The following is a 24,216-nucleotide window of genomic DNA, read 5'->3' on the forward strand; positions in this document are numbered from 1 at the left end:
GTGAATTTATTAGCGGTCATTTACTAAGTGTAAACTCCCTCAATAAATTCACTGCAAGCCTTGCTCTTAGCGCTAAAAATTCATTTGAGGCTAAAATGACTGGTCTATGACGTCGATAATTTTGTTAAATGTTCACTCGAAATCCTCAATTACCTGTTAGGTAACCTCCGGTTTCTTGTGAACATTTGCCGCATTCTCAACGCCATATTTCCAGTCTTTGACATTAGTGTTACAAGAAAAATTTAGTGCTATGCGTTAAGGCACTGCAAATGCAAAAGAGACCAAAGATTAAATAATGAATACAAACTACAGAAAGAAACTAGAGGGTACTGACTTAGATTATTTTGATACGCGTCAGGCGGTCGAGGATATCCAAGAAGGTGCTTACGATAAACTTCCATACACGTCTAAAGTTCTCGCTGAGAACTTGGTTCGTCGCTGTGATCCTGAGTCATTGACGGCGAGTTTAAAGCAGCTCATCGAGCGAAAGCGTGATTTGGATTTTCCATGGTTTCCAGCGCGTGTAGTTTGTCACGATATTCTTGGTCAGACGGCATTTGTTGATTTAGCGGGTTTGCGTGATGCTATCGCCGAGGGTGGCGGTGATCCTGCACAAGTGAACCCTGTTGTGCCTACACAATTAATTGTAGATCATTCGCTAGCCGTTGAGCATGGTGGTTTTGAGAAAGACGCTTTCGAGAAAAACCGTGCGATTGAAGAACGTCGTAACGAAGATCGTTTCCACTTCATCAATTGGTGTAAAACAGCGTTTAAGAACGTCAACGTAGTTCCACCAGGCAACGGCATTATGCACCAGATTAACTTGGAGCGTATGTCGCCAGTGATTCAGGCACGCGATGGTGTTGCATTCCCTGATACGCTTGTGGGCACAGATAGTCACACGCCAATGGTTGATGCTCTAGGTGTTATTGCTGTGGGTGTTGGTGGTCTTGAAGCTGAAAGCGTCATGCTAGGCCGTGCGTCTTATATGCGTCTTCCTGACATCGTAGGCGTAGAGCTAACGGGCAAGCCGCAACCGGGCATTACGGGTACCGATATCGTGTTAGCAATTACTGAATTCTTACGCAACGAGCGTGTGGTTTCAGCTTACTTAGAGTTCTTTGGCGAAGGTGCTTCGCACTTAACGCTAGGCGACCGCGCGACGATTTCAAACATGACGCCAGAATATGGCGCGACTGCTGGTATGTTCTACATCGACGAGCAGACCATTGATTATTTAAAGCTTACCGGCCGTGAAGACGAGCAAGTTAAGTTAGTCGAGCAATACGCAAAAGAAACAGGCTTATGGGCAGATGGTTTATCCAAAGCCGAATACGAGCGTGTATTAACGTTTGATTTGTCATCGGTAGGTCGAAACTTGGCTGGTCCATCGAATCCTCACGCGCGTGTCTCAACATCTGATTTAGCTGAAAAAGGCATCGTAAAAGATTACGAGATCGAAGAAGGCAAAATGCCCGATGGCGCTTGTATTATTGCGGCGATTACGAGCTGTACTAATACCAGTAACCCTCGCAACATGATTGCCGCGGGTATTATCGCGCGCAATGCTAATAAACTTGGCTTACAGCGTAAGCCGTGGGTAAAAACTTCTTTAGCACCTGGCTCTAAGGCCGTAACCGCTTACTTAGAAGAGTCAAACTTATTGCCTGAAATGGAAAAGTTAGGTTTTGGTGTGGTTGGTTATGCGTGTACGTCGTGTAACGGCATGAGCGGTGCCTTAGACCCTAAAATTAAGCAAGAGATTGAAGAAAGAAATTTATATTCAACAGCGGTACTGTCGGGTAACCGTAACTTTGACGGTCGTATCCACCCACACGCGGATCAAGCGTTCCTAGCATCGCCGCCTTTAGTTGTGGCTTATGCTATCGCCGGTACGATTCGTTTTGATATCGAAAAAGGTGTGCTTGGAACTGACCAAGAAGGTAATCCAGTAACCTTGAAAGACATTTGGCCGACGGATGAAGAAATTGATTCAATCATTTCGGAAAGCGTCAAGCCACAACAATTCCGTGATGTTTATGAGCCGATGTTTAATGTTGAAGTAGACATGGGTGATAAGACTGACCCATTGTATGACTGGCGCCCGATGAGCACTTATATCCGCCGTCCTCCTTATTGGGAAGGGGCGTTGGCTGGTGAGCGCAGCATGAAAGATATGCGTCCGTTAGCAGTATTAGGCGATAACATTACCACTGATCACTTGTCGCCATCGAATGCCATTCAAAAATCGAGTGCCGCCGGTGCTTATTTAGATTCGATGGGCGTGCCAGAAGAAGACTATAACTCTTACGCAACGCACCGCGGTGATCACTTAACCGCACAACGTGCAACTTTCGCTAATCCAAAACTGTTGAACGAAATGGTTCGTGATGAAAATGGCGAAGTGAAGCAAGGGTCATTAGCGCGCCTTGAGCCGGAAGGCAAAGAAATGCGTATGTGGGAAACGATTGAAACCTACATGGAACGCAAACAGCCGTTGATTATTATTGCTGGCGCAGATTATGGCCAAGGTTCTTCGCGTGACTGGGCGGCGAAAGGTGTGCGTCTAGCGGGCGTACAAGTGATTGCCGCTGAAGGCTTTGAGCGCATTCACCGCACCAACTTAATCGGTATGGGCGTATTGCCACTTCAGTTTGAAGAAGGCACAACGCGTAAAACGCTCAACATCGACGGAACAGAAACTTATGACGTCGAAGGTGATATTGCACCAGGCGCGACAATGACGTTGGTTATTAAGCGTAAAGACGGCGAGCGTGTTGAAGTGCCAATGATATGTCGCTTAGATACCGCCGAAGAAGTAAATATCTATGAAGCAGGCGGTGTGTTACAAAGATTCGCTAAGGACTTCTTAGCAGCGAGTTAGAACTATATACAACGACTTTGTCATCCCGCGGTACCAAGGGCAATTCCTTTGGTCGTTTACCGCGGGAGCCAGAGTCTTTAAAGCAACTTACTAGATTTCGCATCGTAGTGCAGAATGACAAGAACAAAAGGTTAAACCCATGTCAGCAACATTTTCTCCTCAAATCAGGATTCCGGCCACTTACATGCGCGGCGGAACCAGTAAAGGTGTTTTCTTTAACCTAACCGATTTGCCAGAAGAGGCGCAGGTGCCGGGGCCAGCGCGTGATGCTTTGTTATTGCGTGTCGTGGGGAGTCCTGATCCTTACGGTAAACATACTGATGGTATGGGTGGCGCAACGTCGAGCACCAGTAAAACAGTGATCTTGTCGAAAAGCGATATCGCGGATCATGATGTGGATTATTTATTCGGTCAGGTTTCTATCGACAAGCCTTTTATCGATTGGAGTGGTAACTGCGGCAACTTAACTGCAGCGGTGGGCTCGTTCGCCATTAACAGCGGTCTCGTCGATGCTGAGCGTATTCCTGAAAATGGTCATGCTGAAGTTCGTATCTGGCAAGCCAATATCGAGAAAACCATCATTGCGCATGTACCGATTACCAATGGTCAGGTGCAAGAAACCGGCGACTTTATTCTCGATGGCGTGACGTTCCCAGCAGCAGAAGTGCAGGTCGACTTTCTCGACCCAGCTGGTGAAGGTTCAATGTTTCCAACGGGTAACCTAATTGATGACTTAGAAGTGCCAAACATTGGTACCTTCAAAGCCACCATGATTACCGCGGGTATTCCAACCATTTTCTTAAACGCCGACGAAATCAACTTTAATGGCAAAACCTATAACGGCACCGAGTTACAGGAAGCCATTAACAACGACGACGAAGCTTTAGAAATGTTTGAGACGATTCGAGCGCATGGCGCAGTGAAGATGGGCCTTATCGAAAACATCGAAGAAGCCGCGAACCGTCAGCACACGCCAAAAGTTGCTTTTGTCGCTAAACCAGCGGACTACGTATCTTCTAGCGGTAAAAACATCAGCGCCAGCGATATCGATCTCAATGTACGCGCCTTGTCTATGGGCAAGCTCCACCACGCCATGATGGGCACCGCTGCAGTAGCAATCGCTACGGCCTCAACCATTCCAGGCACGGTAGTGAACTTAGCCGCGGGTGGCGGCGATCGCCAAAGTGTGATCTTTGGACATCCGTCAGGCACCTTAAAAGTCGGCGCAGAGACTGAGCTGCAAAATGGTCAATGGATCGCTAAAAAAGTTTTTATGAGTCGTAGTGCCAGAATCTTAATGGAAGGCTCTGTACGAGTGCCAGGGGATTGTTTTTAGTAGCCAATTGTTGGTAAAAACAGTATACAAGTAAATTAGATAACTAACATAATATGCTGGTTTGTAAGAAGGTTTACTTTAAATTCATGTGTATAAGAAGTGTGAAAAAGGATCTAGGGGAGGATTTTATGGGCGGTAAGTTACTTGAAGAGATTGAAGATTGGAAGTTAGAAGCTAAACTAGAAAATAACAATAAATATTTTTTCCATACAAGGGTAGTAAATAAAGTCGTTGAGGGGAAAAAATCTTATGTGATTGGTCGAAAAGGAACCGGTAAAACTGCAATCAGTGAATATCTTGTTTCGATTAAGGAAGATGGATATTTTGCTCAAAAATTAACATTTAAAAACTTCCCCTTTAATAAGCTATATGAGCTATCTGATGATGGATACAATGAGCCAAATCAATATATTACGGTTTGGAAGTATTTGATATATTCTACTGTTTGTCAGATGCTCTCTAAGAATGAGAACGTTGACTTAGATAGCAGGGAAAAATTAGAGAAATTATTTAACCATGACTTAACCTCTGCACTCCCTAACGCTGTAAATGAATGGACAGGTTTCAAGTTTGATATAAAAGTATTAGGGAACGGTATCGGCTTAGGTTCGGAGAAAAAAACAAGCGAAACCAAAGGAGCTGATATTGCTGAACGGGTTAGAGTTTTAGAGCAGTTTATAGAGCATAAATTAGGTAAAGAGACATATGTCGTTTTATTTGATGAGCTAGATGAGGACTACAAAGATATTATAGACAGGGAGAAATATAAGAAATATACAGATTTGTTAACTAGTCTATTTAAGGCCGTGCAGGATATAAAAGCAAAATTTAATCGTTTTAAGTTTTATCCTGTAATATTTTTAAGGGACGATATTTACGATATCTTACTAGATCCTGATAAAAATAAATGGACTGACTATAAGATCTCGCTGGAGTGGAGTAGGGATAACTTAAAAAACTTACTGGCCTTTAGGATTTCTAGAGCAGTAAGTCTTGATAGTGATGGAATGAATTTCCAACAGGCATGGAGCAAGGTGTTTAAATCAGGAGACGTTAGGTATGGTAATAGGGGAAGCAAGTCAATGAGCATATTTAATTATATTACCCGCTGTACTCAAAATCGCCCCAGAGATTTTATTAGGTATTTACAAATTTGCGCGGAGTTATCTTTGGAGCGAGGTCAAGATAAGGTAACACCAAGTATTGTAAAAACTGTTGCGAAACCCTTTTCTAATTACTTAAAAACCGAAATGGAGGATGAGATTCATGGGGCTCTTCCTGAGATAAAAAAAATATTCAATTTATTTACGAAGCTTAGAAAGCAAACACTGAATATTAGTGAGTTTGAAAAAATTTATAATGCTGAAGTATCTGCTGAGAATATTCCAAAGCGAGATTATCAATTCATACTAGAGATGTTATTCATGTTTAGTGTAATTGGAAATGTTACGACTCAAAAAAATCATCAGGTGTTTAGATATCAAAACAAGGATGCAAGATTAAATATGAATGAACAAATTTGTGTGCATAGAGGGTTATATAGGGCTCTCCAGATTCTATAATAGAAGCAAGCGTAGCCTCGAAGGAACTTCGAGGTTTACGGTAACGAGGAACGGATAATTCCCTCGATTACGCTAAAGCTAATCGAGGCTACGTAAATTACATACCCAAGATATCCGTTAAGAGATTACCGCGTCACTGTTTTACAGCTCCTCGGTAATTGCTCCTGCATTACTCTAACTCCTGCATTCATGCAGACGTCGTAATCACGAGCAGTTGCTTTACTATACGGTGTCTATATCTTTATACTGGTTCTAAGCTTTTTAACCATGGAGTTAGTATGTTTCGTCGTTATTTAGTTTTTCCTGCGGTGGTTTCTTCACTGCTGTTTGTATCTGGTTTAGCTTTTAGTTCGGTGGCGGGTGGCTCCGAAGCTGAGAAGCCTTCAGTTAAAGACGCTTCGTCTTTGCCGTCATTACTAGAGTTAGAGCCGTATGAGGTCGAGTGGGGTGGTCGTCCGCGTGATCCTGCGGTGGCGCCTGATGGTATGGTGTGGTTTTGTGGTCAGGCGGGTAATTATATTGCTCGGTTGAATCCTGAGACGGGCGCTATGAAGCAATTTTCGGTTCCTGAAGGTTCGCATCCGCATAATTTAATCGTGGCGAGTGATGGAGGCGTTTGGTACGCGGGCAATCAGAATGGTCATATCGGTCGTATCGACCCTAAGACTGGCGATATTAAGCAGTTCCCAATGCCTGAGGAGATTAAAGATCCCCACACCTTGGTGTTTGATTCGGATGAAAACATTTGGTTTACCGCGCAGCATTCGAACGTTATTGGGCATTTAGATGTTGAATCGGGCGAGGTGCGTTTTGTGAAGGGCACTAAAAAAGGCTCGCGTCCTTATGGCATTAAGCTGAATTCACAAGGTGTGCCTTGGGTTGTGATGGTAGGTACTAACAAATTGGCGACGGTTGACCCTGAAACCATGGCGTTGAAAGAAGTGGATATTCCGCGTGAAAAAGCGCGCCCACGTCGTATGGAGATAACTTCAGATGATTCAGTGTGGTATGTGGACTTTAATCGTGGCTATTTAGGGCAATATAATCCTGAAACCGAGAAGTTTACGGAGTGGTTATCGCCAAACGGTCATGATAGCCAACCTTACGGTACTGTGCTTGATAGCGAAGAACGTATTTGGTTTGCGGAAACTGGGCCTTATCCTAACGTGATGTTGGGTTTTGATACGGGGGCTAAAGCGTTTGTTAGTAAAACGATTGTCGAGAGCGGTGGCTCAGTTCGTCACATGTATTATGACGAAGCCAAAAACGAATTTTGGTTTGGTGTGGATACTGGTTTTATTGTGAGAGGCCAACCTAACTAACCCGTGAAGCCTCGAATTTTATTCGAGGCTTTATTATTCTGCTTTCTCTTTCCACCAGTCTTTAAGTTGATACCACCAGTAACTGAGTTGTGCGGCGCTGGGGCCAAAGACGCCACCATTCCAGGGTAAGCCCCAAGGTTGGAAATGCTTGTAGTGATCGTTTTCGCCGGTAATTGCTGCGGCAACGATTTCACCTGCTGCTGTGGTTGGTGCTACGCCGTGGCCACCAAACCCTGTGTTGTACCAAACGTTCGGCGCGACCTCACCGATTTGTGCCATCTGGTGTCTAGCGTAAGCCATCCAACCATGCCAGTCGTAATCGACTTTAACCCCTTCAAGTTGCGGAAACACTTTGAGCATGTCTCGCTTCAGCATGTGGTTTAAGTCTTTGGGCTTAGCTTTTCTGGCGTGAATGCGACCGCCCCACAGTATTCGAGTGTCTCTTAGCGGACGGTAGTAATCAAAAGCAAAGCGGGTGTCATAGACTGCTGAATCTGTGTTGATCGCATTGGTTAAACGATCGCCGAGCGGCTCTGTGGTCATGACGTAAGTGGCGATAGGTAAAATCGAGCTGGACACCGGTTTAAATAAATCACCAATGTAACCGCCACCGGCGAGTACCACGTTTTTGGCTTTGATGGTGCCTTGCGAAGTTTTAATTTGTTTGGTGGGGCTTTGGTAATTGATATCCAGCACTTCACATTCTTGATGTATTTTGACGCCTTGTTTCTGTAGTTCTTTGGCGATTCCAAGTGCGTAGTTAAGCGGATGGAAGTGCATCGCGTTCGGTTCAAATAAAGCGCCGTGATACTGGTTGCTTTTTAAGATGCCGTTTAATTCGTCGGGTGGAATATAGTCCCACTTAACGCCTATGGTGTCGCGCATAAAGTTTTGTTCGTCGCGCAGAATGGATTGATCTTTAAACCAGTTTGCCCAGAGAGCGCCTTTATCCACTAAGTCACAATTAATGGTGTATTGAACCACGCGTCGTCGAATGAGACTGACAGCGCCTTGGGTAAATTGATACAGCACTTTTGCTTGCTCAAGGCCGACTTGTTTCACCAGAGCTTTGGCGCCTAACGAATAACCTGCAAACACCAAACCACCGTTTCGTCCAGAGCATCCGTAGCCGATACCATGCTTATCCACGATGGCGATATTAGTATGACCACGTTCGACTAAGCCTAAGGCTGTCATTAGCCCCGCGTAACCACCGCCAACGATACAGGTTTCGACTTCTAGATTGTCGATAAACCCATCACTGGTGATGGTTTGGTTCCTAGTAGCGGCGTAATAGGTATCGGGATAGAGGGGGCTCATGTCATGATTCGTTGTTTATTTTATGAGCATCATTGTGTCTGATTTTTAAACAAAGGAAAAGTTTATTTAACGTTAGAAGCAGCGGGACTTTTTAAAACTTAACATTTGTCGCTTGAGATAGCCGCTACGTCTGTTTAAGGTGAATGGATAGCATTCATCAAGAGCAAGGAGTTGATATGTCAAGCACAGTTGAGTCGAACGTACGCCCAGAACCTGATGCAGAGTTAGTTCGCATTGCGGAATATGTCGCTGAATATACCGTGGAGAGCGACGAGGCAATGACGACTGCTCGCTATTGTCTGATGGATACGCTTGGGTGTGGCTTGCTAGCTTTGCGCTACCCTGAGTGCACAAAACATCTAGGGCCACTAGCACCCGGAACTGTAGTGCCAAACGGTGCGCGAGTGCCGGGCACCCAATTTGAGATGGATCCTGTCAAGGCGGCTTTTGATATTGGCTGCATGATTCGTTGGCTTGATTACAACGATACGTGGCTAGCGGCAGAGTGGGGGCATCCCTCGGATAACCTTGGTGGTATTTTAGCCATTGCAGACTTTTTAAGTCGTCAGTCGATCGCCGAAGGATACGCGCCGCTGACCATGCAAACCGTTTTAGAGGCAATGGTGAAAGCTCATGAAATTCAGGGCGTGTTGGCGCTGGATAATAGTTTCAACCGAGTCGGTTTAGATCACGTGATTCTAGTCAAAGTCGCTTCCACAGCGGTAATCACGCACATGATGGGTGGTAGCCGCGACGACATTATTGATGCCGTGTCTCAGGCTTTTGTCGATGGTCAGTCGCTTCGGACTTACCGTCATACCCCTAACACAGGCTCTAGAAAGTCTTGGGCAGCAGGAGATGCGACGTCGCGTGCGGTGCGGTTGGCGATGATGACGCTGACGGGCGAGATGGGGTATCCCAGTGCGCTAAGCGCTAAAACTTGGGGTTTTTATGATGTGTCGTTTGACGGCAAGCCGTTTAGTTTTCAGCGTGACTTTGGCAGTTATGTGATGGAAAACATTTTATTTAAGATTTCCTATCCGGCTGAGTTTCATGGACAAACCGCGGTCGAAGCGGCTATTGAGTTGCAGGATAAGGTTGCTGATAAACTTGACGACATCGAACGAATCGAATTAACAACTCATGAATCCGCGATACGAATTATTTCCAAAGAGGGTGAGTTGCATAATCCAGCGGATCGCGATCATTGTATTCAATACATGGTGGCCTGTGGCTTATTATTTGGTGAATTAAACGCTGATCATTATGAAGATGATGTCGCTAAAGATTCGCGAATCGATGCTTTGCGTGACAAGATGACGCTTCAAGAAAATAAAGACTGGTCAAAGGATTATCATGAGCCGAGTAAGCGCAGCATTGCTAACGCGGTTCAAGTGTTTTTTAAAGACGGCAGCTCTACCGATAAAGTCATCGTTGAATACCCTCTCGGTCATAGAAGGCGTAGAGAAGAGGGGATTCCTGTCTTGATAGAAAAGTTTAAGAAGAATGTCTATACGCGCTTTCCTAAAAGGCATGGCGAAGAAATTATTGATTTATGCCTAGATGAAGAAGCGTTACTGAATACTCCTGTTAACGAGTTTATGAATTTGTTGGTGATATAAAAAACCTTCACCTAATTTTGACTTGCTATATGGCATGATTGGTTCTCAACTAGGAGGTGAGCCATGATGTTATCGGCTGGAGCGATCCAAAATTTGGATCGAAAGTTTAGACTTAATTTAATTAACAGTATTACTGGCGTCAAACCTGCCAACATGATTGGTACTGTCTCGTCTGATGGTGAAACCAACTTAGCCATCATTAGTTCGGTGGTACATCTTGGTAGCGACCCAGCGTTAGTGGGTTTTGTGACTCGGCCTACTGAAGAGATTCCCCGACATACTTATCAGAACATATTAGATACCACTTATTTTACTATCAATCACGTCAGTGCTGAGTACATAAAAAACGCTCACTACACCTCAACAAAATTTCCTCGAGAGATCTCTGAATTCAAGGAGTGTGGTTTTAGTGAAGAATATTTAGATGACTTTAAAGCTCCTTTTGTTAAGGAGTCTTTGATCAAAATAGGAGTGAAATACCGTCAGCAACTACCGATTGAATTAAATGGAACACGATTAATGATAGGAGAGATTCAAACCATTATATTTCCTGACGATGCGGTTAACGAAAAAGGCTACATGGATTTAGAAGGATTTAATAATGTCGGTATTGGTGGCTTAAATCAATACTACAGTCTTAAGAAAATTGGGGAGTTCCCTTATGCTAGGCTTGGTGATGAACCGGACTTTGATTAAGGGTTCGTTACCACTCAATCTCTTTACCATCCCAGGCAAAGAATTTGCCACTATCCTCTAGCGTGGTGTTTTCTAAAACATTCATCATCTTTGACACAGCGTATTCAGTGCTAAACAACTTTTCTTCCGGTACATTTGCTTGGAAGGGTTTGGAGAGTGATGTATCTGTGGTTCCGGGGTGAATTGCTACGACAACGCAATGTTTAAATCGTCTTGATGCTTCAATAGATAAGGTTTTTATCAACTGATTGAGTGCTGCTTTACTAGCGCGATAGCTGTACCAACCGCCAAGATAATTGTCGCCAATACTTCCAACCCGTGCTGATAAGGAAGCGAAAAGCCCAGTTGATTTTTGTGCTTTAGCGCCTGCCTCTAAGTGATGAAGTAAGTGTTTCGCAATTAATGGTGTTATCAGAGCATTCGCGCTTATTACTTCTTTAAAGCTGTTTGGGTTGAAGTCTTCGATTTTCTTTTCGGGACTGATGTCTTTAGAGTCGTTATGCAATACGCCACAGGCGTTAATGATGAGTTGGACTTCAAACTCTCTACCGGAGAGAAACTCTGAAAATAGCTGAAGTTCCTTCTCTGAACCGGGATCTAGCTTCATCATATGAAGCTTGCCTTTACTCTGACCCTCAATCGTTTTAAAGCTTTGGATTTGTCGAGTACAAGCAAACACATGGTCATATTGCGCTAAACAATACTCTACAAATTGGTGACCTATGCCACCGTTGGCTCCGAATATAATCGCTGTTTTCATGAAATAAGTATCCTCGCAGTGCTGTGAATAGAAAGTGAAGGATTATAAAATTGGGGCTGCTGAGCTTTGATTTGTCTTAAATTTCAGTATGATAGTTCGCAATAGGTTAAATGTAAGGAATCTGTTTTGTCTGAAAAACGCATGGGTATCACAGAGGTTTTAGAGTCCGTTAAAGACAATGCTGAGGGTGAGGATGTCGAGCTTGGAGAAGTCGTAGAGCATCTAGAGCATCGTGGTTTTGGTCCTATATTATTAGCTCCAGCCTTGGTCGCTTTGTTTCCGACAGGCGCTATTCCAGGGATACCCAGTGCATGCGGTATTCTCATCTTCTTAATTGCGATTCAAATGGCTTGGGGTAAAAAACACCCTTGGTTACCCAATAAGCTCACGGCTATCGGCTTCAGCCAAGAAAAGCTTGGAAAAGTTATCGATAAAGTCTGTCCATATACTAAGAAAATTGATCGTTGGTTTAAGCCTAGGTTATCGATTCTGTCTGAAGGGGTGGTGAAGCGCCTTGTGGCCTTGATGTGCGCTTTAGCGGGGCTGATTATGATTCCGTTAGAGCTGGTTCCTTTTGCGGTGATGCTGCCTGCGTTTGCAATTGTGTTAGCTGCCGTTGGACTCAGCACTGAAGACGGCATAGTTATTTCTATCGCCAGCCTGATTATGCTGGGTTCATTCTATCTGCTATATGTTAATTATATTCAGTAGCTGCTTTCTATCACGACAAAGTTAGTGAGAAGGGGGAGCTAAATGCTCGCTCTTGTTTGTCCACTGGGTCGATGAACTGCAACGTCTTTGCTAGAAGCTGCATGGGTTTTTGAAAGTTATCTTTTTCTTTCGGCTGTAACTCAGGGTAGAAGCGATCGTTAAGAATAGGGTAACCAATCTCCATCATATGCAAGCGTAATTGGTGCGTGCGTCCTGTGATGGGACTAAGTTTAAATAAGGCGTGGTCGTAGTTTTGCTCTAAACATTCAATCAACGACTCTGCATATTGCCCCTGAGACGGGTCGTTACTGTTAATAAAGCGAAATTTAGGCTTGCCCCGAGTTAAATAATTTTTGATATGCCACTGTTTTCCAACCATTGAAAGTGAAGTCGGTACATGAGTTATTGCTTGGTATTTTTTATGTATTCTCTGCTGACTGAACAATTGGTGGTAGTCACCGCGTGTTTCGGGGTTGGTCGAGAACATGACTAATCCAGCGGTGTCACGATCTAGGCGATGTATAGCCTGCAGCTCTTTTATCCCTGTGCGTTGTATGAGCCGTTCCTGCAAACATTCATTGACGAAAACCCCTCCGGGCATCACGGGCAAAAAAGGTGGTTTGTGTGCAATAAGAAAGTGATCATTATGCTCGACGATCGTTTCTTCGAAGGGAATTTGTGGCTCTTTCGTGACTTCTCGGTAATAGCCTAGCGTTTTATTGGGCTGGAAAAGTGTCATTTCATCAATAGCTCGATTGCTATCTTCACAATCACGATCATTGTCTCGCCAGAATACCTTGCCACTCTTCATACGCTCCTTCCACATCGTTGCGCTAATGTGCGGAAATTTCTCAACTAAAAAATCCAAAACGGATTTGTATTTCGCTGAAGCGGGGAGAGTGATGAATGATGGGCGATTTGCCTGTGACATGGTGTGATGATTCATGAGCTAAGGATTAGGATTGTAACAATATTAGGCCGAAATAGAGAAGACTCTATCTTGCTGTTGAAGTAGATTCCTATTTTTATATTTTCGGGGTATGATGTTTTCTGGATTACAACTGGACGATATTATGAAAAAAATTACTTATTTATTAATTGCTTGTGCAATGACTTTGCTTTTAACAGCATGTGGCGCACCGACTATTGATGCTTCGAGCGAGAAGGCGATGCAAGAATCCATGGAAGAGATCACCAAAGATATGACTGAAGCTGAGAAAACCGAGTTTGGTATGGCTATCATGGCTGTTTCGATGAAGGTTGCTATGTCAAATATGGGTAACCCAGAAAAAGCTGAGGAAGCTGTTCAGGAAGCCTTAGACGGAAAAACTGCGGAAGAAGTTATTGAAATGAGTAAAGAATAATAGACTGATATTATTGATTTACCTGAAAAAAGCGCTTTATGGCGCTTTTTTTATATCGCATAAAACAAGCCCTAATGAGTTCACTGCAAATTTGACTTGATTTGTAAATGATAACTGTTATCATTCGCGCCATATTTCTAGTTAAGGGCAAATTCATGAAGTATTCGTTAATTTCTACCGCAGTATTTGGGGCTTTGGCGCTCTCTAGCCAAGTTGCTTTTGCAGATGAAACTAAAGAAACAGAAACAATGGTGGTATCAGCAACTCGTGCACCATTACAACAAAGCGCAGTTCCAGCAACTGTGACCATCATTGACGGTGCTGAAATTCGTCAGCAACTGTCAGTGAGCAATTCTTTATCCGATATTTTGGGTAACTTGCTGCCTTCCTATAGTCCTTCGAGACAGAAACTAACGAGCTCTGGTGAAACGCTTCGTGGTCGTACGCCTTTATATTTGATTGATGGTGTGCCTCAGTCTAACCCTCTTAGAAACGGTTCACGTTCAGGAAATACCATTGATCCAATGTTGATTGAGCGAGTAGAGGTGATTCACGGCGCCAGTGCTATTCAAGGTTTAGGCGCCAGTGGCGGTATTATTAATATCATCACTAAAACGGCAAAGAGCGGCACTGAACATCAAATAACCGCAGGTCTATCTGCGCCAACGAGCGAAACCTCGGAAGGTTTATCTTACGATGCAGGTTACTTGGTGTCGCATGGTGAAGGTCAGTGGCAGTTTGTTGCAGGTGTTCACTTGCGTGAAACGGGCATGTACGTCGATGGTAACGGAGACTTGATTGGTGTTGATACTACTCAAGGCGACACCATGGACTCTAGCAGTCGCGACATTTTTGGTAAGGTCATTTATCAAATTAATAACGAACAGCAATTACAGCTGATGGTTAATCATTATGATCTAGCTACCAATGGCGATTACGTGACGGTTACTGGCGATCGTGCAAACGGCATCCCTGCAACATCGGTGCGTGGTGAGATTGAAGGCGATCCTGCTGAAAATGAAGTCACTACGGTGAGTTTGAACTTTAGTGATGCGGATTGGTTAGGCGCTGATCTGAAGTGGCAGCTATTCTCACAAGATTTTTCTGCACTGTATGGCGGCGGTCGTTTTGGCACCTTCCAAGATCCAGCGTATGGCGCTGATCTTTATGACCAGTCGCGCAACGATTCAAACAAGCTGGGGTCGCGTCTAACGCTAAACTGGTTAGAAGTTGCTGATAGCAATGTTGATATTACAACAGGCCTAGACTTTTTACGTGATCGCACTTACCAAGAGTTAGCGCAAACCGGTCGTAAGTGGGTGCCAGAAACTGACTTTGAAAACTGGGCACCTTATTTACAAGCGCGCTTAAACGAAGGCCCTTGGAGCTTTAGTGCGGGTTTACGTTATGAGTACGGCAAGTTAATTGTTGATGATTTTACGACGTTGGCATCTTACGGCAGTCAGGATGTTGAAGGTGGCGAGCCGTCGTTTAATGAATTATTGACCAATTTCGGTGTGGTTTACGAATTTACGGATGAATGGCGCGGTTTTATCAGCGTTTCAGAAGGCTTTAGCATGCCTGACGTGGGACGAGTTCTGCGCGGTATTGATCAACCAGACCAGTCGGTGAATACATTCTTAAACTTACAGCCAGTTCTGACTGAAAATAATGAAATTGGTATTGAATACTTTGGTCATGATTTAGCTTTCTCGGCGAGTTATTTTGAATCCGACTCAGATTTAGGCGCTCGTTTGTCGCCGAATGCGGATGGTATCTTCGAAGTGAACCGAGAAAAAACTGAAATTAATGGTTTTGAACTATCTGCTGAGTATTCGTTAACTCAAAGCGCAAGCATTGGTGCTTTGTATGCGGATAATGACGGTGAATTTGATAGCGATGATAACGGTCAGGTTGATACCAAACTTGGTGGTCGTAATATTGCACCGCGTCGCTTAAACCTATTCTGGAGCCATAACTGGAGCGGTATGGTGGACAGTCGTTTGCAGTTGAATAAGTTCTTTGACCGTAAGATTTATGAAGGTGCCGAAGCGATCAATAACTTCGAAGGTTACTCTACGTTGGATGCTTCCCTTAACATCATGACGGATAGTGTCGGTGAGTTTACTATTGGCGTGGAGAACTTGTTGGATGAAGATTACTTCACTTACTACGCACAAACGGCGGGTAATGATGGACGTAACTTTAAAGGTCGAGGACGTACATTACGTTTTAACTGGCTCTACTCGTTTTAGTTAATAGGCTTTAGGTAAGAGTGCCAGTGAAAAAGTTTTCAATGTTAATCCACAAATGGCTGGGCCTTGTGCTCAGCCTTTGGTTATTACTGATTACATTGACTGGTACCGTCTTACTTTACAAAAATGACTTGCTAGAATGGCAATACCCGCAATTAGATGGGCGCAGTATTGCTTCACAAGAGCAGGCATTAGATACACTTGCTTTAGATGTTGTTCAAGCAAAAGCACGCTTCAGCTTTGTTCCTTCTGAGTTACACCCCTGGGTGGAAACCATCGATGAGGCGGGCGCTCGCCACTACTTTTCAAATTCGGGCGAATTCTTAGTTAGTCGCGAAAAATACAGTGACTGGATCAGTTGGTTCGTTGAGTTTCACCATCACCTATTACTTGATGATCTTGGTGAAGAGTTGCAGGGTGTTTTTGGCTTGCTGACGCTGTTGGTATTGATCACTGGCTTCATTAAATGGTGGCCAAAAGGGCGTTGGCAAAAGCGCGATCTTAGCGTTACGTTTTCGCGTCCCGGCAAGAAGCGGTGGGGACAAACCTTGTGGCAATCTCACCGTACGCTAGGCGTGATTTTATTATTGCCGATGTTTTTACTGGTACTCACTGGTGTCGGCATGATCTACTATCAAGCATTCAATACTGGTCTAAACGCTATGTTTCCACAGCAGGCGCAAACGGTTGTGGACTACCAACCCATTATTAATGCTCAAAACAAAGAAGCGGAAAATCTTGGCGATGATTTTAAAACACGGGTATTAGAAGCTAAGAAAATTATGCCTGGCATGCAGCCGACCATGTTGTATCACGATCGGGATGGCATTCGCTTTAAACAGCCTGAAGAGTGGCACCCAAACGGTAGAAGCTCTATCGCGTTCGAGACTAATAGCAGTAAAGTCACAAAAATTATTGATTACCGCAATGAAACTGTCGGAACTCAGCTGTCACAAAAAATTTACCCGCTGCATATTGCGTCGGTCGGGGGCATCACTTATTTCAGTTTGGTCGTGATTAGTGGCGTTTCTTTGATATGGATTACGGTTAGTGGTTTCTGGTTTTGGCTGTGGTGTCGTGGTAAGAAAAAGCTGGCACAACAAAAGCGTAAACGGGTGTGACACATAACAAAAATTTATAAGATAAATAGAATTGGTTTAAAAAAATAATAATGTGATCAGCTTCAATGCATAAATGAAAACCAAATTTTGAACTGTTGCACGTTTTACAAAAATACTCTTCAATATTAATCATCTGTTTCTCAGATCAAGTATGATTAGCTTGTGTTTAGTCTAGTAAAAATATTCAGGAATTTTAGACATGGTAAAAACAATAATTAATCAAGTTGAATCCAATAACGACATTTCGCTTGTAGAAATGCTGGCAAGCAAAATCTGGCGCGAACATTACCTTCCTATCATCGGCCTCGAGCAAGTTACTTACATGCTTGGAAAGTTTCAAAGTACCCCAGCGATTAAGCGACAAATTCAAGATGGGGCACACTACCATTTAGTTTATGAGCAAGATCATCCTGTTGGTTATTTTTGTTATCACTTTGAAGATACCGCATTATTTTTAAGTAAAATTTATGTTGCCAAGGAGGTTAGAGGGCAGGGAGTAGGCCGGCAGGCACTAAACTTTATTTCTGAGCAAGCTGAGGCTCAATCAGCTAAGGCGATACGCTTGACCGTCAATAAATTCAATCTTGAAACAATAGCAGCCTATAAACAACTTGGCTTTGAGACTATTGATTCAGTAGTTAAAGATATTGGTGGCGGTTTTGTAATGGATGATTATGTGATGGAAAAAGCGGTTTAAGAAAACCGCTTTTTTGTGGTTAAGTCATTGTGCTACTTATTTAGTATCCTGCAGCCTGACCATCTTTACGAGATTCAGATGCACCACGATAAACGCCTTCGTCGTGGTCTCGCATGATTGCTTGGTATCCACCAAAGCCACCATTACCGCTTCTAACATCATGGCCTTTTTGCTGCAACTCTCGTATGACTTGAGCAGAGACGCCCGATTCTATTTCGACATAACCACCATCGGTGAGGTACTTGGCCTGACTTTCGGTTGGTTCTGTCGACCCCATGTGTTGCCAACGAGTAGCGTCACCAGCCTCTTGTAAATTCATGCCGTAATCAATCATGTTCACTAAGATTTGAACATGACCTTGAGGTTGCATTGCACCGCCCATAACCCCGTAACTCATAAACGGCTTACCGTTTTTGGTCACAAAGGCTGGAATAATGGTGTGGAAAGGGCGCTTGCCTGGCTCGTAAGCATTGGCATGTTCTTTATCCATCGAGAAAAGCTGACCTCGATCTTGGAACACAAACCCTAAGCCTGGCACCACAACACCAGAGCCCATGCCACGATAATTACTTTGAATTAACGAAACCATATTACCGTCTTTGTCTGCTGTGGTCAGGTAGATGGTATCGCCTTCGGTGAGGTTAGGGTTACCTGCTTGAACCGTTCGTGCTGCGCGCTTTTTAATAAGTTTTGCACGCTCTTTGCCATACTCTTCAGAAATAAGCGCTTCAATGGGCTGCTTTGAAAAGTCCATGTCAGCATAAAACTTCGCGCGGTCTTCAAAGGCTAATTTCTTAGCTTCAACCATCGTATGCAAGCTTTCAGTGCTGTTATAACCCATTTCTGCCAGATCGAAATTCTTTAGTATTTGTAACATTTGTAAGGCGGCGATACCTTGTCCGTTAGGGGGTAACTCCCACAGTGTATACCCTTTGTATTCAACACCTAATGGCTCAACCCAGTTAGAGTCATGTTCGGCTAAGTCTTCATAGCGCAGATAGCCACCGTTAGCCTTCATAAATTCATCAATTTTCTTGGCAATTTCACCTTGGTAGAAAGCGTAGCGGCCATTCTTAGCAAGTAGTCTGTAGGTATTAGCCAGTTCAGGATTTTTAAACATTTGTCCTTCACGAGGGGCTTTACCATCAATAGTGAACGTATCTTTGAAGCTTCCTGGCTGAGGGCTTAGGCGCGGAACGCTTAAATCCCAGTAATAAGCAATCAGTTCTGATACAGGGAAACCGTTTTCGGCATAATCGATAGCTGGCTGCAGTATTTTGTCCATCGGCATTTCGCCAAACTTACTGTGAAGTTCGAACCAACCATCGACAGCACCGGGGACAGAAATCGGTAGCATGCCGTAAGGTGGTAGATCCTCTCGTCCAAGCTTGGTCAGTTCTTCTTGAAGCTTGTCATATGTGAGGCCTTTTGGTGAGCGGCCGGAAGCGTTGAAACCATAGAGGCGCTGTGTTTTTTCGTGCCATAAAATAGCGTATAAATCTCCGCCAATACCGCTACCGGTTGGTTCCATAAGGCCCAGAGCTGCGTTAGCACCAATGGCTGCATCAATGGCATTACCGCCACTTTTCATGATGTCTAAAGCGATCTGCGTCGCTAGAGGTTGACTAGTAGCCGCCATCGCCTGAGGCGCTATAACCTCCGAACGGGTAGCGTGCATTTCGCCTGTGACGCGGTCGGCAGCTTGTGCCGATGCACTAAAAATGAGTGTGCCGAGAAGCGCGAACTTGATACTTTTTATGATCATTAGAAATCCCCCAAAGGTGATGAGTGACTTGATAATAAACTGTGAGCTACCGAAGTTAAAGCTTTGTATGGCGTGGTGATTCAATTTTGCATTAAAACAGTGAGAACGCTATCGCATACAGTAAAGTGGCGCTAGACCATAATGGCGGTGGTATAGGTTAAGGCAAGTCGCAGGGACACACATGTATTTCATTACTAATCGCGCTTATGATCATAGTCTGACAGGCTTAGATAAGTTGACCAAGCATCCGAACCCCAAAGGCCCCAACGAGCTCTCCGCGGTAAAAATTACGGGAAACGAATCGTTGCGGATTGAGCTGTTGGATGATCAGTTGAGTAAAGAAGAGGTCAAGCGTTATAAACAGGAATTCAATCTTCCTATTGATGAAGACGAGACTTTTTATGCCAGCTTAAAAGTCGCTTGTGAAGTGTTTCGTGAAGCCAAGCTGACAGGTAAGAGCGTGGTGTTGTATGTTCACGGTTATAACAATGACGTAAAAGATATTTATCAAACTGCCTGTGAAATAGAGTATTTATATAATGTTATTGTGGTGCCTTTTAGTTGGCCTGCTAATGGCGGAGGGGCGATGTCAGGCACCTTGTCCTACTTAGCTGACAAACGAGATGCTAGGGCGTCTGATGATGCTTTAAACCGTGTAATTGATATTGTTGGGCGCTATCATCGTTTATTGGTGCAATCAACTTGGAATCGTTTAGAAGTCGAGGCTTCTAATAAATATCCTGAAAACCCCACCAAACAACGAGAATACTTAGCACTATTGCTCGAACGATATTGTGATATTTCGGTTAATTTGTTTTGTCACAGTATGGGCAATTATGTGTTGAAGCATGCGCTAAAAAGCACTCTGGCTGAGTCTAGACAGCTCGTTTTCGATAATATTCTTTTAGTGGCTGCTGATACCAACAATGAAAAACATGAAGAGTGGGTCAAGGAGCTTCGTTGCCGGAAGTCGCTTTACATCACTATTAACGCAGACGATTTTGCTTTGTCATGGTCGCGACGCAAACCTGGAGAAGAACAAAAGGCAAGGTTAGGGCACTATTTACGTTCTTTAAATGCAGAAAATGCTCTATACATCGATTTTACTAACAGTAAAGCCGTAAATCGAAGTCACTCCTACTTCGATGGTGATACTGTTTCACGAAATAAAACCGTTAGGCGCTTTTTTGAAAAAGCGTTTACGGCTAAGAATCTGTTACCTTACTTAGAGTATCAGGTGCATAACAACACCTATCACCCTAAGTAAGCCTTTCCTTTAATGCATTCGTTGCATTATTTTAATGGGAATCGTGGTTTCAGCGTGATCACTGAGCAATTCTAAGTCGGGATGACGTGTGCTCATGATTTGCTTAATATGCGATTCCTCGGCCAAGGTAAGGTCAATCAGTAATAAATACTTACCTTCATCAACCAAGTGATAGAACTCTTTCAATGCATGGTTTCGTGATTGAAGGCCTATAAAGCCACCAAACCAAATACCGAAAGCAGTAAACAGAACTAAAGTGGCGAGAACGCCAAACCAACCGTAATTACCGCCGAATGCATTAGTCGCATAGAAAATAATGGCCATTACAATAGCACCGAGAAACCCTAAAATTGCACCTTTGCTGGCGCCATTAAGGATATCGGTTTTATACCAATTATTGGCTGCATTGAGACCACGGCGAAGAACTCGCCCTTGTTTTTTAGCAATGACATGTAGGTGATCGTCGGAGACACCAGAGACGCGAAGATCCTCGTAGGTGCTCTCCAGTTCAGCTAAGTGATCAGCCTTGTAGAGTAAACGTGACATACGAACCTCCTATTTGTCTTTAAGACTCTTTCACTATAGCAAAGCAGGCAGCAAAAGTCTGTGAACTCAAAAGAGTGGGTAGGCTACAGCTCGAGCTTTTGCTAGCGGCACGTTTTGTCATAGGGCTCATCAGTGCGAAGTGCATTATGCGACTTGTTCTTTAGAAAGCGATTATAAGTTATTGATTATTCGAATTTTTACCCAAAGTTACCCGTGTTTTTGCTGGTGCTTTGTGTGTTCGAGGCAGTATAGTACTGATGAGAATTGATAAGAATAGTTAAACACAAATTTGTAGGAGAACCATATATTCATGAAGTATTTAGTTGGAATGACTCTTGGTAGCATGCTGGCTTTATCCGCTGGTGCCCATGAGTTACCGAGTACCAGTCTTGATGCCAAGCAATCTGTAGTAGTAGCGACTTCATTTTCGCTCACCGGTAGCCAAATTGAGTCTAACTACAATAACTATGGTCAGTTTTTTGACTACAATTCGTGGCTTGATTACAAACGTAGCGAGCAGGGTAAGCCGCCTGTCAAAGGAGATACCTGTGGCGATCAGATGGTGACAGTGAAGACTTGTGGCCAGGTTGACCACTTTTATCAAGCCGCAATGGTCGGCACTTATACGTGTAACGCCTATGCTTCTTTACATGCAGCCAGCTACCCCAAGGGCTTAACGGCTCGCTTTACCGCACCAAGTAGTTTTGTTGATAATTTGGAAGCCGCGGACGGCCATCATGATTATTATGATGTATCGCAAGGGATTTCTTTCGACTGCGTCTATCCATCGAAAACGGCTCCTGCTGAGCCGGAGCCGGTTGAATACGCAACTTTCTAATCAACGATAAGCGACAAGGTTCTTGGCTGAGGTATGTTCTGCTGAGGTAGTTGATGCTCAGGTTAAGAACTTTGTGCTGTTGAGCGCTCTTTTATGAGCGCCATGACTTTATCTAGCTTACGCTCTAAGTGGTCTCTTTCTTGAGACTTTATCGAGCACTCAGCTAAGACATAGTGACTGGTTTTGACTACGTTTCTCCAGCGCGGGTTTTTCGGAATCTTATTAATATCAATGTATTTATCGAGAGAACGAGTTCTTAAGCGCCCATCATCAATAGACACTTTCCAAATACCACTTTTTTCCGCAAGCTCTATGCGATCGGTCTGAGTTGATTTTTCCCACAAGGCTAGGGTTTCGATTAATAGCTCAACCAGCAGTTGTCTAAAATCTGGACTTTGTTTATTGTTAGTTTGCGGTTTGTCCTCGTCAGAGTCACCTTCTTGTTCCGATTCGAGTAATAAGACTTTATCTTTATGGGTTTTAATTGATTGTAGTAAACGCTGCTTTTCCTTGGCTTTGCGGTAAATAATAAACGCAGCGATGAACGCTATGATGACTAGGATGAGTGAGATGATAAGTAGGGTGTTGGAGAGCGACTGAATCCTGCTTCTTTGCTGCTGACTTTTGAGCTGCTCATTGATAAGGCGGCGTTCTACTCGCTCTTTCTCTATTTGCTCTTGAATAACGCGTAAGTCGCTTTCGTACTGAGATTCAAGGCTTTTCTCTTTATATTGATAGGCTGTTTTTAAATGCTGGATGGCACTTTCAAATTGTTTGTCTTGCAAGTCCAACAAATGGAGCAAGTCATAGGAGCGCTCAAGAACTACAATATCGTCGTTGCTTTTAGACAGTGGAATCGACTGTTTTAACAAATAGCGAGCTTGCTCAAAGTCGCCTTTTAGGTAGGCTATTGCTGCTTTGATGTAATCAATTTCAGCAATGTATTTACTGACGCCAGTGGCGTAATGTTCAGCTTCTTGTATAAAGAGCTGGGCTTTGTCCGCTTGATTTTGTTCGACATGAACTAGCGCTAAGTTTTTCATCGCCCTGACTTTGTCGTTTTGCGCGAGCTTACGCGAAAAGGTGTCGATAATTCGCCGCGTGTATACTTCTCCAAGTTCACGGTTTCCTGCCAAGCTGTAGGTTACTGCAAGATCTTCGTACAAGTGAGATATGTTGGTGAAAACACGCTGATCAAACCCTTCTTGCTCGGTGTACTTTAAATAGACGTCGAGCGATTGCTGATAGTACTTGATGGCTTGCTGGTAGTTTTTGTGTTCTTTGTTTAGCAAACCAAGGTTATTCAAGGTCGTGCCTATATAGTAGAGGTTTCCAATTTCCTCTTTCAGCTTTAGGCTTTCTTTGTAATAGAGCAGGGCGTCTTTGTAATTCTTTTGCTTGTAATGAACAAGCCCGAGATCATTGGCACTTTTCGCTAGCTGAGTGATATTTTCGGATAGCTGGGCTATTTCGTAGGCTTGTTGCAGGTAGTCCGTCGCTTCTGCAAAAAGGTTTTGATGGAGGTAGTCCAATCCGATTGAGCGGTACCATCGATAACGGATAACTTGATGTAAGGTAAAAGCCTCGCTAGTCTTCACTTGCTGTAATAAGTGACGGCTTTGTTCACGATTTTCTTGTAGAGCATAGAGGTCAGCAAGTTCTAGTTTTATAAAGGTCGCTTCTTCCGTTAATTCATGATTACTCGCTTGGGATAGCAGGTGTTCACAATATTCTATGGCTTCATGGTTGGCTTTAGATGTGACCGCATCTTTACAATTGTCTAGATAGGAGCCCTTAGTTTCGGCTAATACGCTTAGGCAGAAAAAAAGTAGTGTTAGTGTCAGTAGGGCGTTTCTGTATGTGGGCATATTATGTTGATATTTCTACATTATTTTTTGTGGTGGCGGTAAATGGTTACTGCGTATATCAGCAATTTCTAATCTTCGGCCTTGTTTGAAGTCTACACCAAAACTTCTCTTTTGTACTAATCTATCACCCCGATGTCAGACAATGTCACAGATTCTTACATTTGTATTTAAACTATATCGGTTCATTGTGTATCTAACGAGGAATGGGACTTAGTTTTACTCCTGACACTGATATTGTTGGGGGTAGGCTAATAGGGGAAACCAGACCGACAATATGATAAT

The 24,216-nt window shown here is 43.7% G+C and carries 19 protein-coding genes; 13 read left to right on the forward strand and 6 right to left on the reverse strand.

The window, feature by feature from the left end:
• Window positions 1-295 precede the first annotated feature (295 nt).
• From acnD to TQ33_RS04180, 4 genes are all read left to right on the forward strand, one after another.
• Complete coding sequence (gene acnD, locus TQ33_RS04165; RefSeq protein WP_046560943.1) at window positions 296-2,884, forward strand: Fe/S-dependent 2-methylisocitrate dehydratase AcnD; 2,589 nt, start codon at window positions 296-298, stop codon at window positions 2,882-2,884.
• Between the two features lie 139 nt (window positions 2,885-3,023).
• On the forward strand, window positions 3,024-4,220 hold the full coding sequence (prpF, locus tag TQ33_RS04170; protein ID WP_046560944.1) for a 2-methylaconitate cis-trans isomerase PrpF: 1,197 nt from the start codon (window positions 3,024-3,026) through the stop codon (window positions 4,218-4,220).
• Between the two features lie 128 nt (window positions 4,221-4,348).
• Window positions 4,349-5,782 (forward strand): P-loop ATPase, Sll1717 family, encoded by a 1,434-nt coding sequence (locus TQ33_RS04175; protein WP_071841131.1) that lies wholly within the window; start codon window positions 4,349-4,351, stop codon window positions 5,780-5,782.
• Window positions 5,783-6,060: 278 nt separating this feature from the next.
• Window positions 6,061-7,104, forward strand: a complete 1,044-nt coding sequence (locus TQ33_RS04180; protein ID WP_052735193.1) for a Vgb family protein — start codon at window positions 6,061-6,063, stop codon at window positions 7,102-7,104.
• A 33-nt stretch (window positions 7,105-7,137) separates the two neighbouring features.
• Here the strand turns inward: TQ33_RS04180 and TQ33_RS04185 are convergent, their stop codons facing one another.
• Window positions 7,138-8,424: an NAD(P)/FAD-dependent oxidoreductase gene (locus TQ33_RS04185; RefSeq protein ID WP_052735194.1), complete on the reverse strand. Its 1,287-nt coding sequence runs from the start codon at window positions 8,422-8,424 to the stop codon at window positions 7,138-7,140.
• 176 nt (window positions 8,425-8,600) lie between these two features.
• Between TQ33_RS04185 and TQ33_RS04190 the strand changes: the two genes are divergently transcribed.
• Window positions 8,601-10,046, forward strand: a complete 1,446-nt coding sequence (locus TQ33_RS04190; protein ID WP_046562297.1) for a bifunctional 2-methylcitrate dehydratase/aconitate hydratase — start codon at window positions 8,601-8,603, stop codon at window positions 10,044-10,046.
• A gap of 63 nt (window positions 10,047-10,109) precedes the next feature.
• A complete protein-coding gene (locus TQ33_RS04195) occupies window positions 10,110-10,742 on the forward strand; it encodes a flavin reductase family protein (RefSeq protein WP_046560945.1) in 633 nt (210 codons plus the stop codon).
• A 7-nt stretch (window positions 10,743-10,749) separates the two neighbouring features.
• Here TQ33_RS04195 and TQ33_RS04200 read toward each other — a convergent pair whose 3' ends face one another.
• Window positions 10,750-11,502 carry an SDR family NAD(P)-dependent oxidoreductase gene (locus tag TQ33_RS04200; protein WP_046560946.1) on the reverse strand — a complete coding sequence of 251 codons (753 nt, stop codon included), beginning with the start codon at window positions 11,500-11,502 and terminating at the stop codon, window positions 10,750-10,752.
• Between the two features lie 126 nt (window positions 11,503-11,628).
• Between TQ33_RS04200 and TQ33_RS04205 the strand changes: the two genes are divergently transcribed.
• Window positions 11,629-12,213, forward strand: coding sequence for an exopolysaccharide biosynthesis protein (locus TQ33_RS04205; protein ID WP_218915792.1), 585 nt, complete (start codon window positions 11,629-11,631; stop codon window positions 12,211-12,213).
• 10 nt (window positions 12,214-12,223) lie between these two features.
• On the opposite strand, the gene TQ33_RS04210 is transcribed toward TQ33_RS04205, so the two are convergent.
• A complete protein-coding gene (locus TQ33_RS04210) occupies window positions 12,224-13,024 on the reverse strand; it encodes a pseudouridine synthase (protein WP_228640415.1) in 801 nt (266 codons plus the stop codon).
• Between the two features lie 262 nt (window positions 13,025-13,286).
• On the opposite strand from TQ33_RS04210, the gene TQ33_RS04215 reads away from it, so the two are divergent.
• The 4 genes from TQ33_RS04215 (at window position 13,287) to TQ33_RS04230 (ending at window position 17,650) form a co-directional block, all read left to right on the forward strand.
• Window positions 13,287-13,577: a DUF6694 family lipoprotein gene (locus TQ33_RS04215; RefSeq protein ID WP_144405947.1), complete on the forward strand. Its 291-nt coding sequence runs from the start codon at window positions 13,287-13,289 to the stop codon at window positions 13,575-13,577.
• 155 nt (window positions 13,578-13,732) lie between these two features.
• Window positions 13,733-15,832, forward strand: a complete 2,100-nt coding sequence (locus tag TQ33_RS04220; protein WP_046560949.1) for a TonB-dependent receptor — start codon at window positions 13,733-13,735, stop codon at window positions 15,830-15,832.
• Between the two features lie 26 nt (window positions 15,833-15,858).
• Window positions 15,859-16,953 (forward strand): PepSY-associated TM helix domain-containing protein, encoded by a 1,095-nt coding sequence (locus tag TQ33_RS04225; protein WP_144405948.1) that lies wholly within the window; start codon window positions 15,859-15,861, stop codon window positions 16,951-16,953.
• 199 nt (window positions 16,954-17,152) lie between these two features.
• Window positions 17,153-17,650, forward strand: a complete 498-nt coding sequence (locus TQ33_RS04230; protein ID WP_046560951.1) for a GNAT family N-acetyltransferase — start codon at window positions 17,153-17,155, stop codon at window positions 17,648-17,650.
• A gap of 40 nt (window positions 17,651-17,690) precedes the next feature.
• Here the strand turns inward: TQ33_RS04230 and ggt are convergent, their stop codons facing one another.
• Window positions 17,691-19,415, reverse strand: a complete 1,725-nt coding sequence (ggt, locus tag TQ33_RS04235) for a gamma-glutamyltransferase (protein WP_046560952.1) — start codon at window positions 19,413-19,415, stop codon at window positions 17,691-17,693.
• Window positions 19,416-19,596: 181 nt separating this feature from the next.
• On the opposite strand from ggt, the gene TQ33_RS04240 reads away from it, so the two are divergent.
• Window positions 19,597-20,682, forward strand: a complete 1,086-nt coding sequence (locus TQ33_RS04240) for an alpha/beta hydrolase (protein ID WP_046560953.1) — start codon at window positions 19,597-19,599, stop codon at window positions 20,680-20,682.
• A 9-nt stretch (window positions 20,683-20,691) separates the two neighbouring features.
• Here TQ33_RS04240 and TQ33_RS04245 read toward each other — a convergent pair whose 3' ends face one another.
• On the reverse strand, window positions 20,692-21,228 hold the full coding sequence (locus tag TQ33_RS04245) for a hypothetical protein (protein WP_046560954.1): 537 nt from the start codon (window positions 21,226-21,228) through the stop codon (window positions 20,692-20,694).
• Window positions 21,229-21,538: 310 nt separating this feature from the next.
• Here TQ33_RS04245 and TQ33_RS04250 point away from each other — a divergent pair, with 310 nt between their 5' ends.
• Window positions 21,539-22,066 carry a hypothetical protein gene (locus TQ33_RS04250; RefSeq protein ID WP_046560955.1) on the forward strand — a complete coding sequence of 176 codons (528 nt, stop codon included), beginning with the start codon at window positions 21,539-21,541 and terminating at the stop codon, window positions 22,064-22,066.
• Window positions 22,067-22,128: 62 nt separating this feature from the next.
• On the opposite strand, the gene TQ33_RS04255 is transcribed toward TQ33_RS04250, so the two are convergent.
• On the reverse strand, window positions 22,129-23,934 hold the full coding sequence (locus TQ33_RS04255; RefSeq protein WP_052735195.1) for a tetratricopeptide repeat protein: 1,806 nt from the start codon (window positions 23,932-23,934) through the stop codon (window positions 22,129-22,131).
• Between the last annotated feature and the right edge of the window lie 282 nt (window positions 23,935-24,216).

The organism is Kangiella geojedonensis (assembly GCF_000981765.1).
GTDB lineage: Bacteria > Pseudomonadota > Gammaproteobacteria > Enterobacterales > Kangiellaceae > Kangiella > Kangiella geojedonensis.

What these genes read in the sequence shown, in the direction of transcription:
- ggt (WP_046560952.1), bottom strand. Translation starts at nt 19,415, where the DNA reads ATGATCATAAAAAGTATCAAGTTCGCGCTTCTCGGCACACTCATTTTT.
- prpF (WP_046560944.1), top strand. Translation starts at nt 3,024, where the DNA reads ATGTCAGCAACATTTTCTCCTCAAATCAGGATTCCGGCCACTTACATG.
- TQ33_RS04180 (WP_052735193.1), top strand. Translation starts at nt 6,061, where the DNA reads ATGTTTCGTCGTTATTTAGTTTTTCCTGCGGTGGTTTCTTCACTGCTG.
- TQ33_RS04185 (WP_052735194.1), bottom strand. Translation starts at nt 8,424, where the DNA reads ATGAGCCCCCTCTATCCCGATACCTATTACGCCGCTACTAGGAACCAA.
- TQ33_RS04190 (WP_046562297.1), top strand. Translation starts at nt 8,601, where the DNA reads ATGTCAAGCACAGTTGAGTCGAACGTACGCCCAGAACCTGATGCAGAG.
- TQ33_RS04200 (WP_046560946.1), bottom strand. Translation starts at nt 11,502, where the DNA reads ATGAAAACAGCGATTATATTCGGAGCCAACGGTGGCATAGGTCACCAA.
- TQ33_RS04250 (WP_046560955.1), top strand. Translation starts at nt 21,539, where the DNA reads ATGAAGTATTTAGTTGGAATGACTCTTGGTAGCATGCTGGCTTTATCC.
- TQ33_RS04210 (WP_228640415.1), bottom strand. Translation starts at nt 13,024, where the DNA reads ATGAAGAGTGGCAAGGTATTCTGGCGAGACAATGATCGTGATTGTGAA.
- TQ33_RS04240 (WP_046560953.1), top strand. Translation starts at nt 19,597, where the DNA reads ATGTATTTCATTACTAATCGCGCTTATGATCATAGTCTGACAGGCTTA.
- TQ33_RS04175 (WP_071841131.1), top strand. Translation starts at nt 4,349, where the DNA reads ATGGGCGGTAAGTTACTTGAAGAGATTGAAGATTGGAAGTTAGAAGCT.
- TQ33_RS04220 (WP_046560949.1), top strand. Translation starts at nt 13,733, where the DNA reads ATGAAGTATTCGTTAATTTCTACCGCAGTATTTGGGGCTTTGGCGCTC.
- TQ33_RS04255 (WP_052735195.1), bottom strand. Translation starts at nt 23,934, where the DNA reads ATGCCCACATACAGAAACGCCCTACTGACACTAACACTACTTTTTTTC.
- TQ33_RS04215 (WP_144405947.1), top strand. Translation starts at nt 13,287, where the DNA reads ATGAAAAAAATTACTTATTTATTAATTGCTTGTGCAATGACTTTGCTT.
- TQ33_RS04230 (WP_046560951.1), top strand. Translation starts at nt 17,153, where the DNA reads ATGGTAAAAACAATAATTAATCAAGTTGAATCCAATAACGACATTTCG.
- TQ33_RS04195 (WP_046560945.1), top strand. Translation starts at nt 10,110, where the DNA reads ATGATGTTATCGGCTGGAGCGATCCAAAATTTGGATCGAAAGTTTAGA.
- TQ33_RS04245 (WP_046560954.1), bottom strand. Translation starts at nt 21,228, where the DNA reads ATGTCACGTTTACTCTACAAGGCTGATCACTTAGCTGAACTGGAGAGC.
- acnD (WP_046560943.1), top strand. Translation starts at nt 296, where the DNA reads ATGAATACAAACTACAGAAAGAAACTAGAGGGTACTGACTTAGATTAT.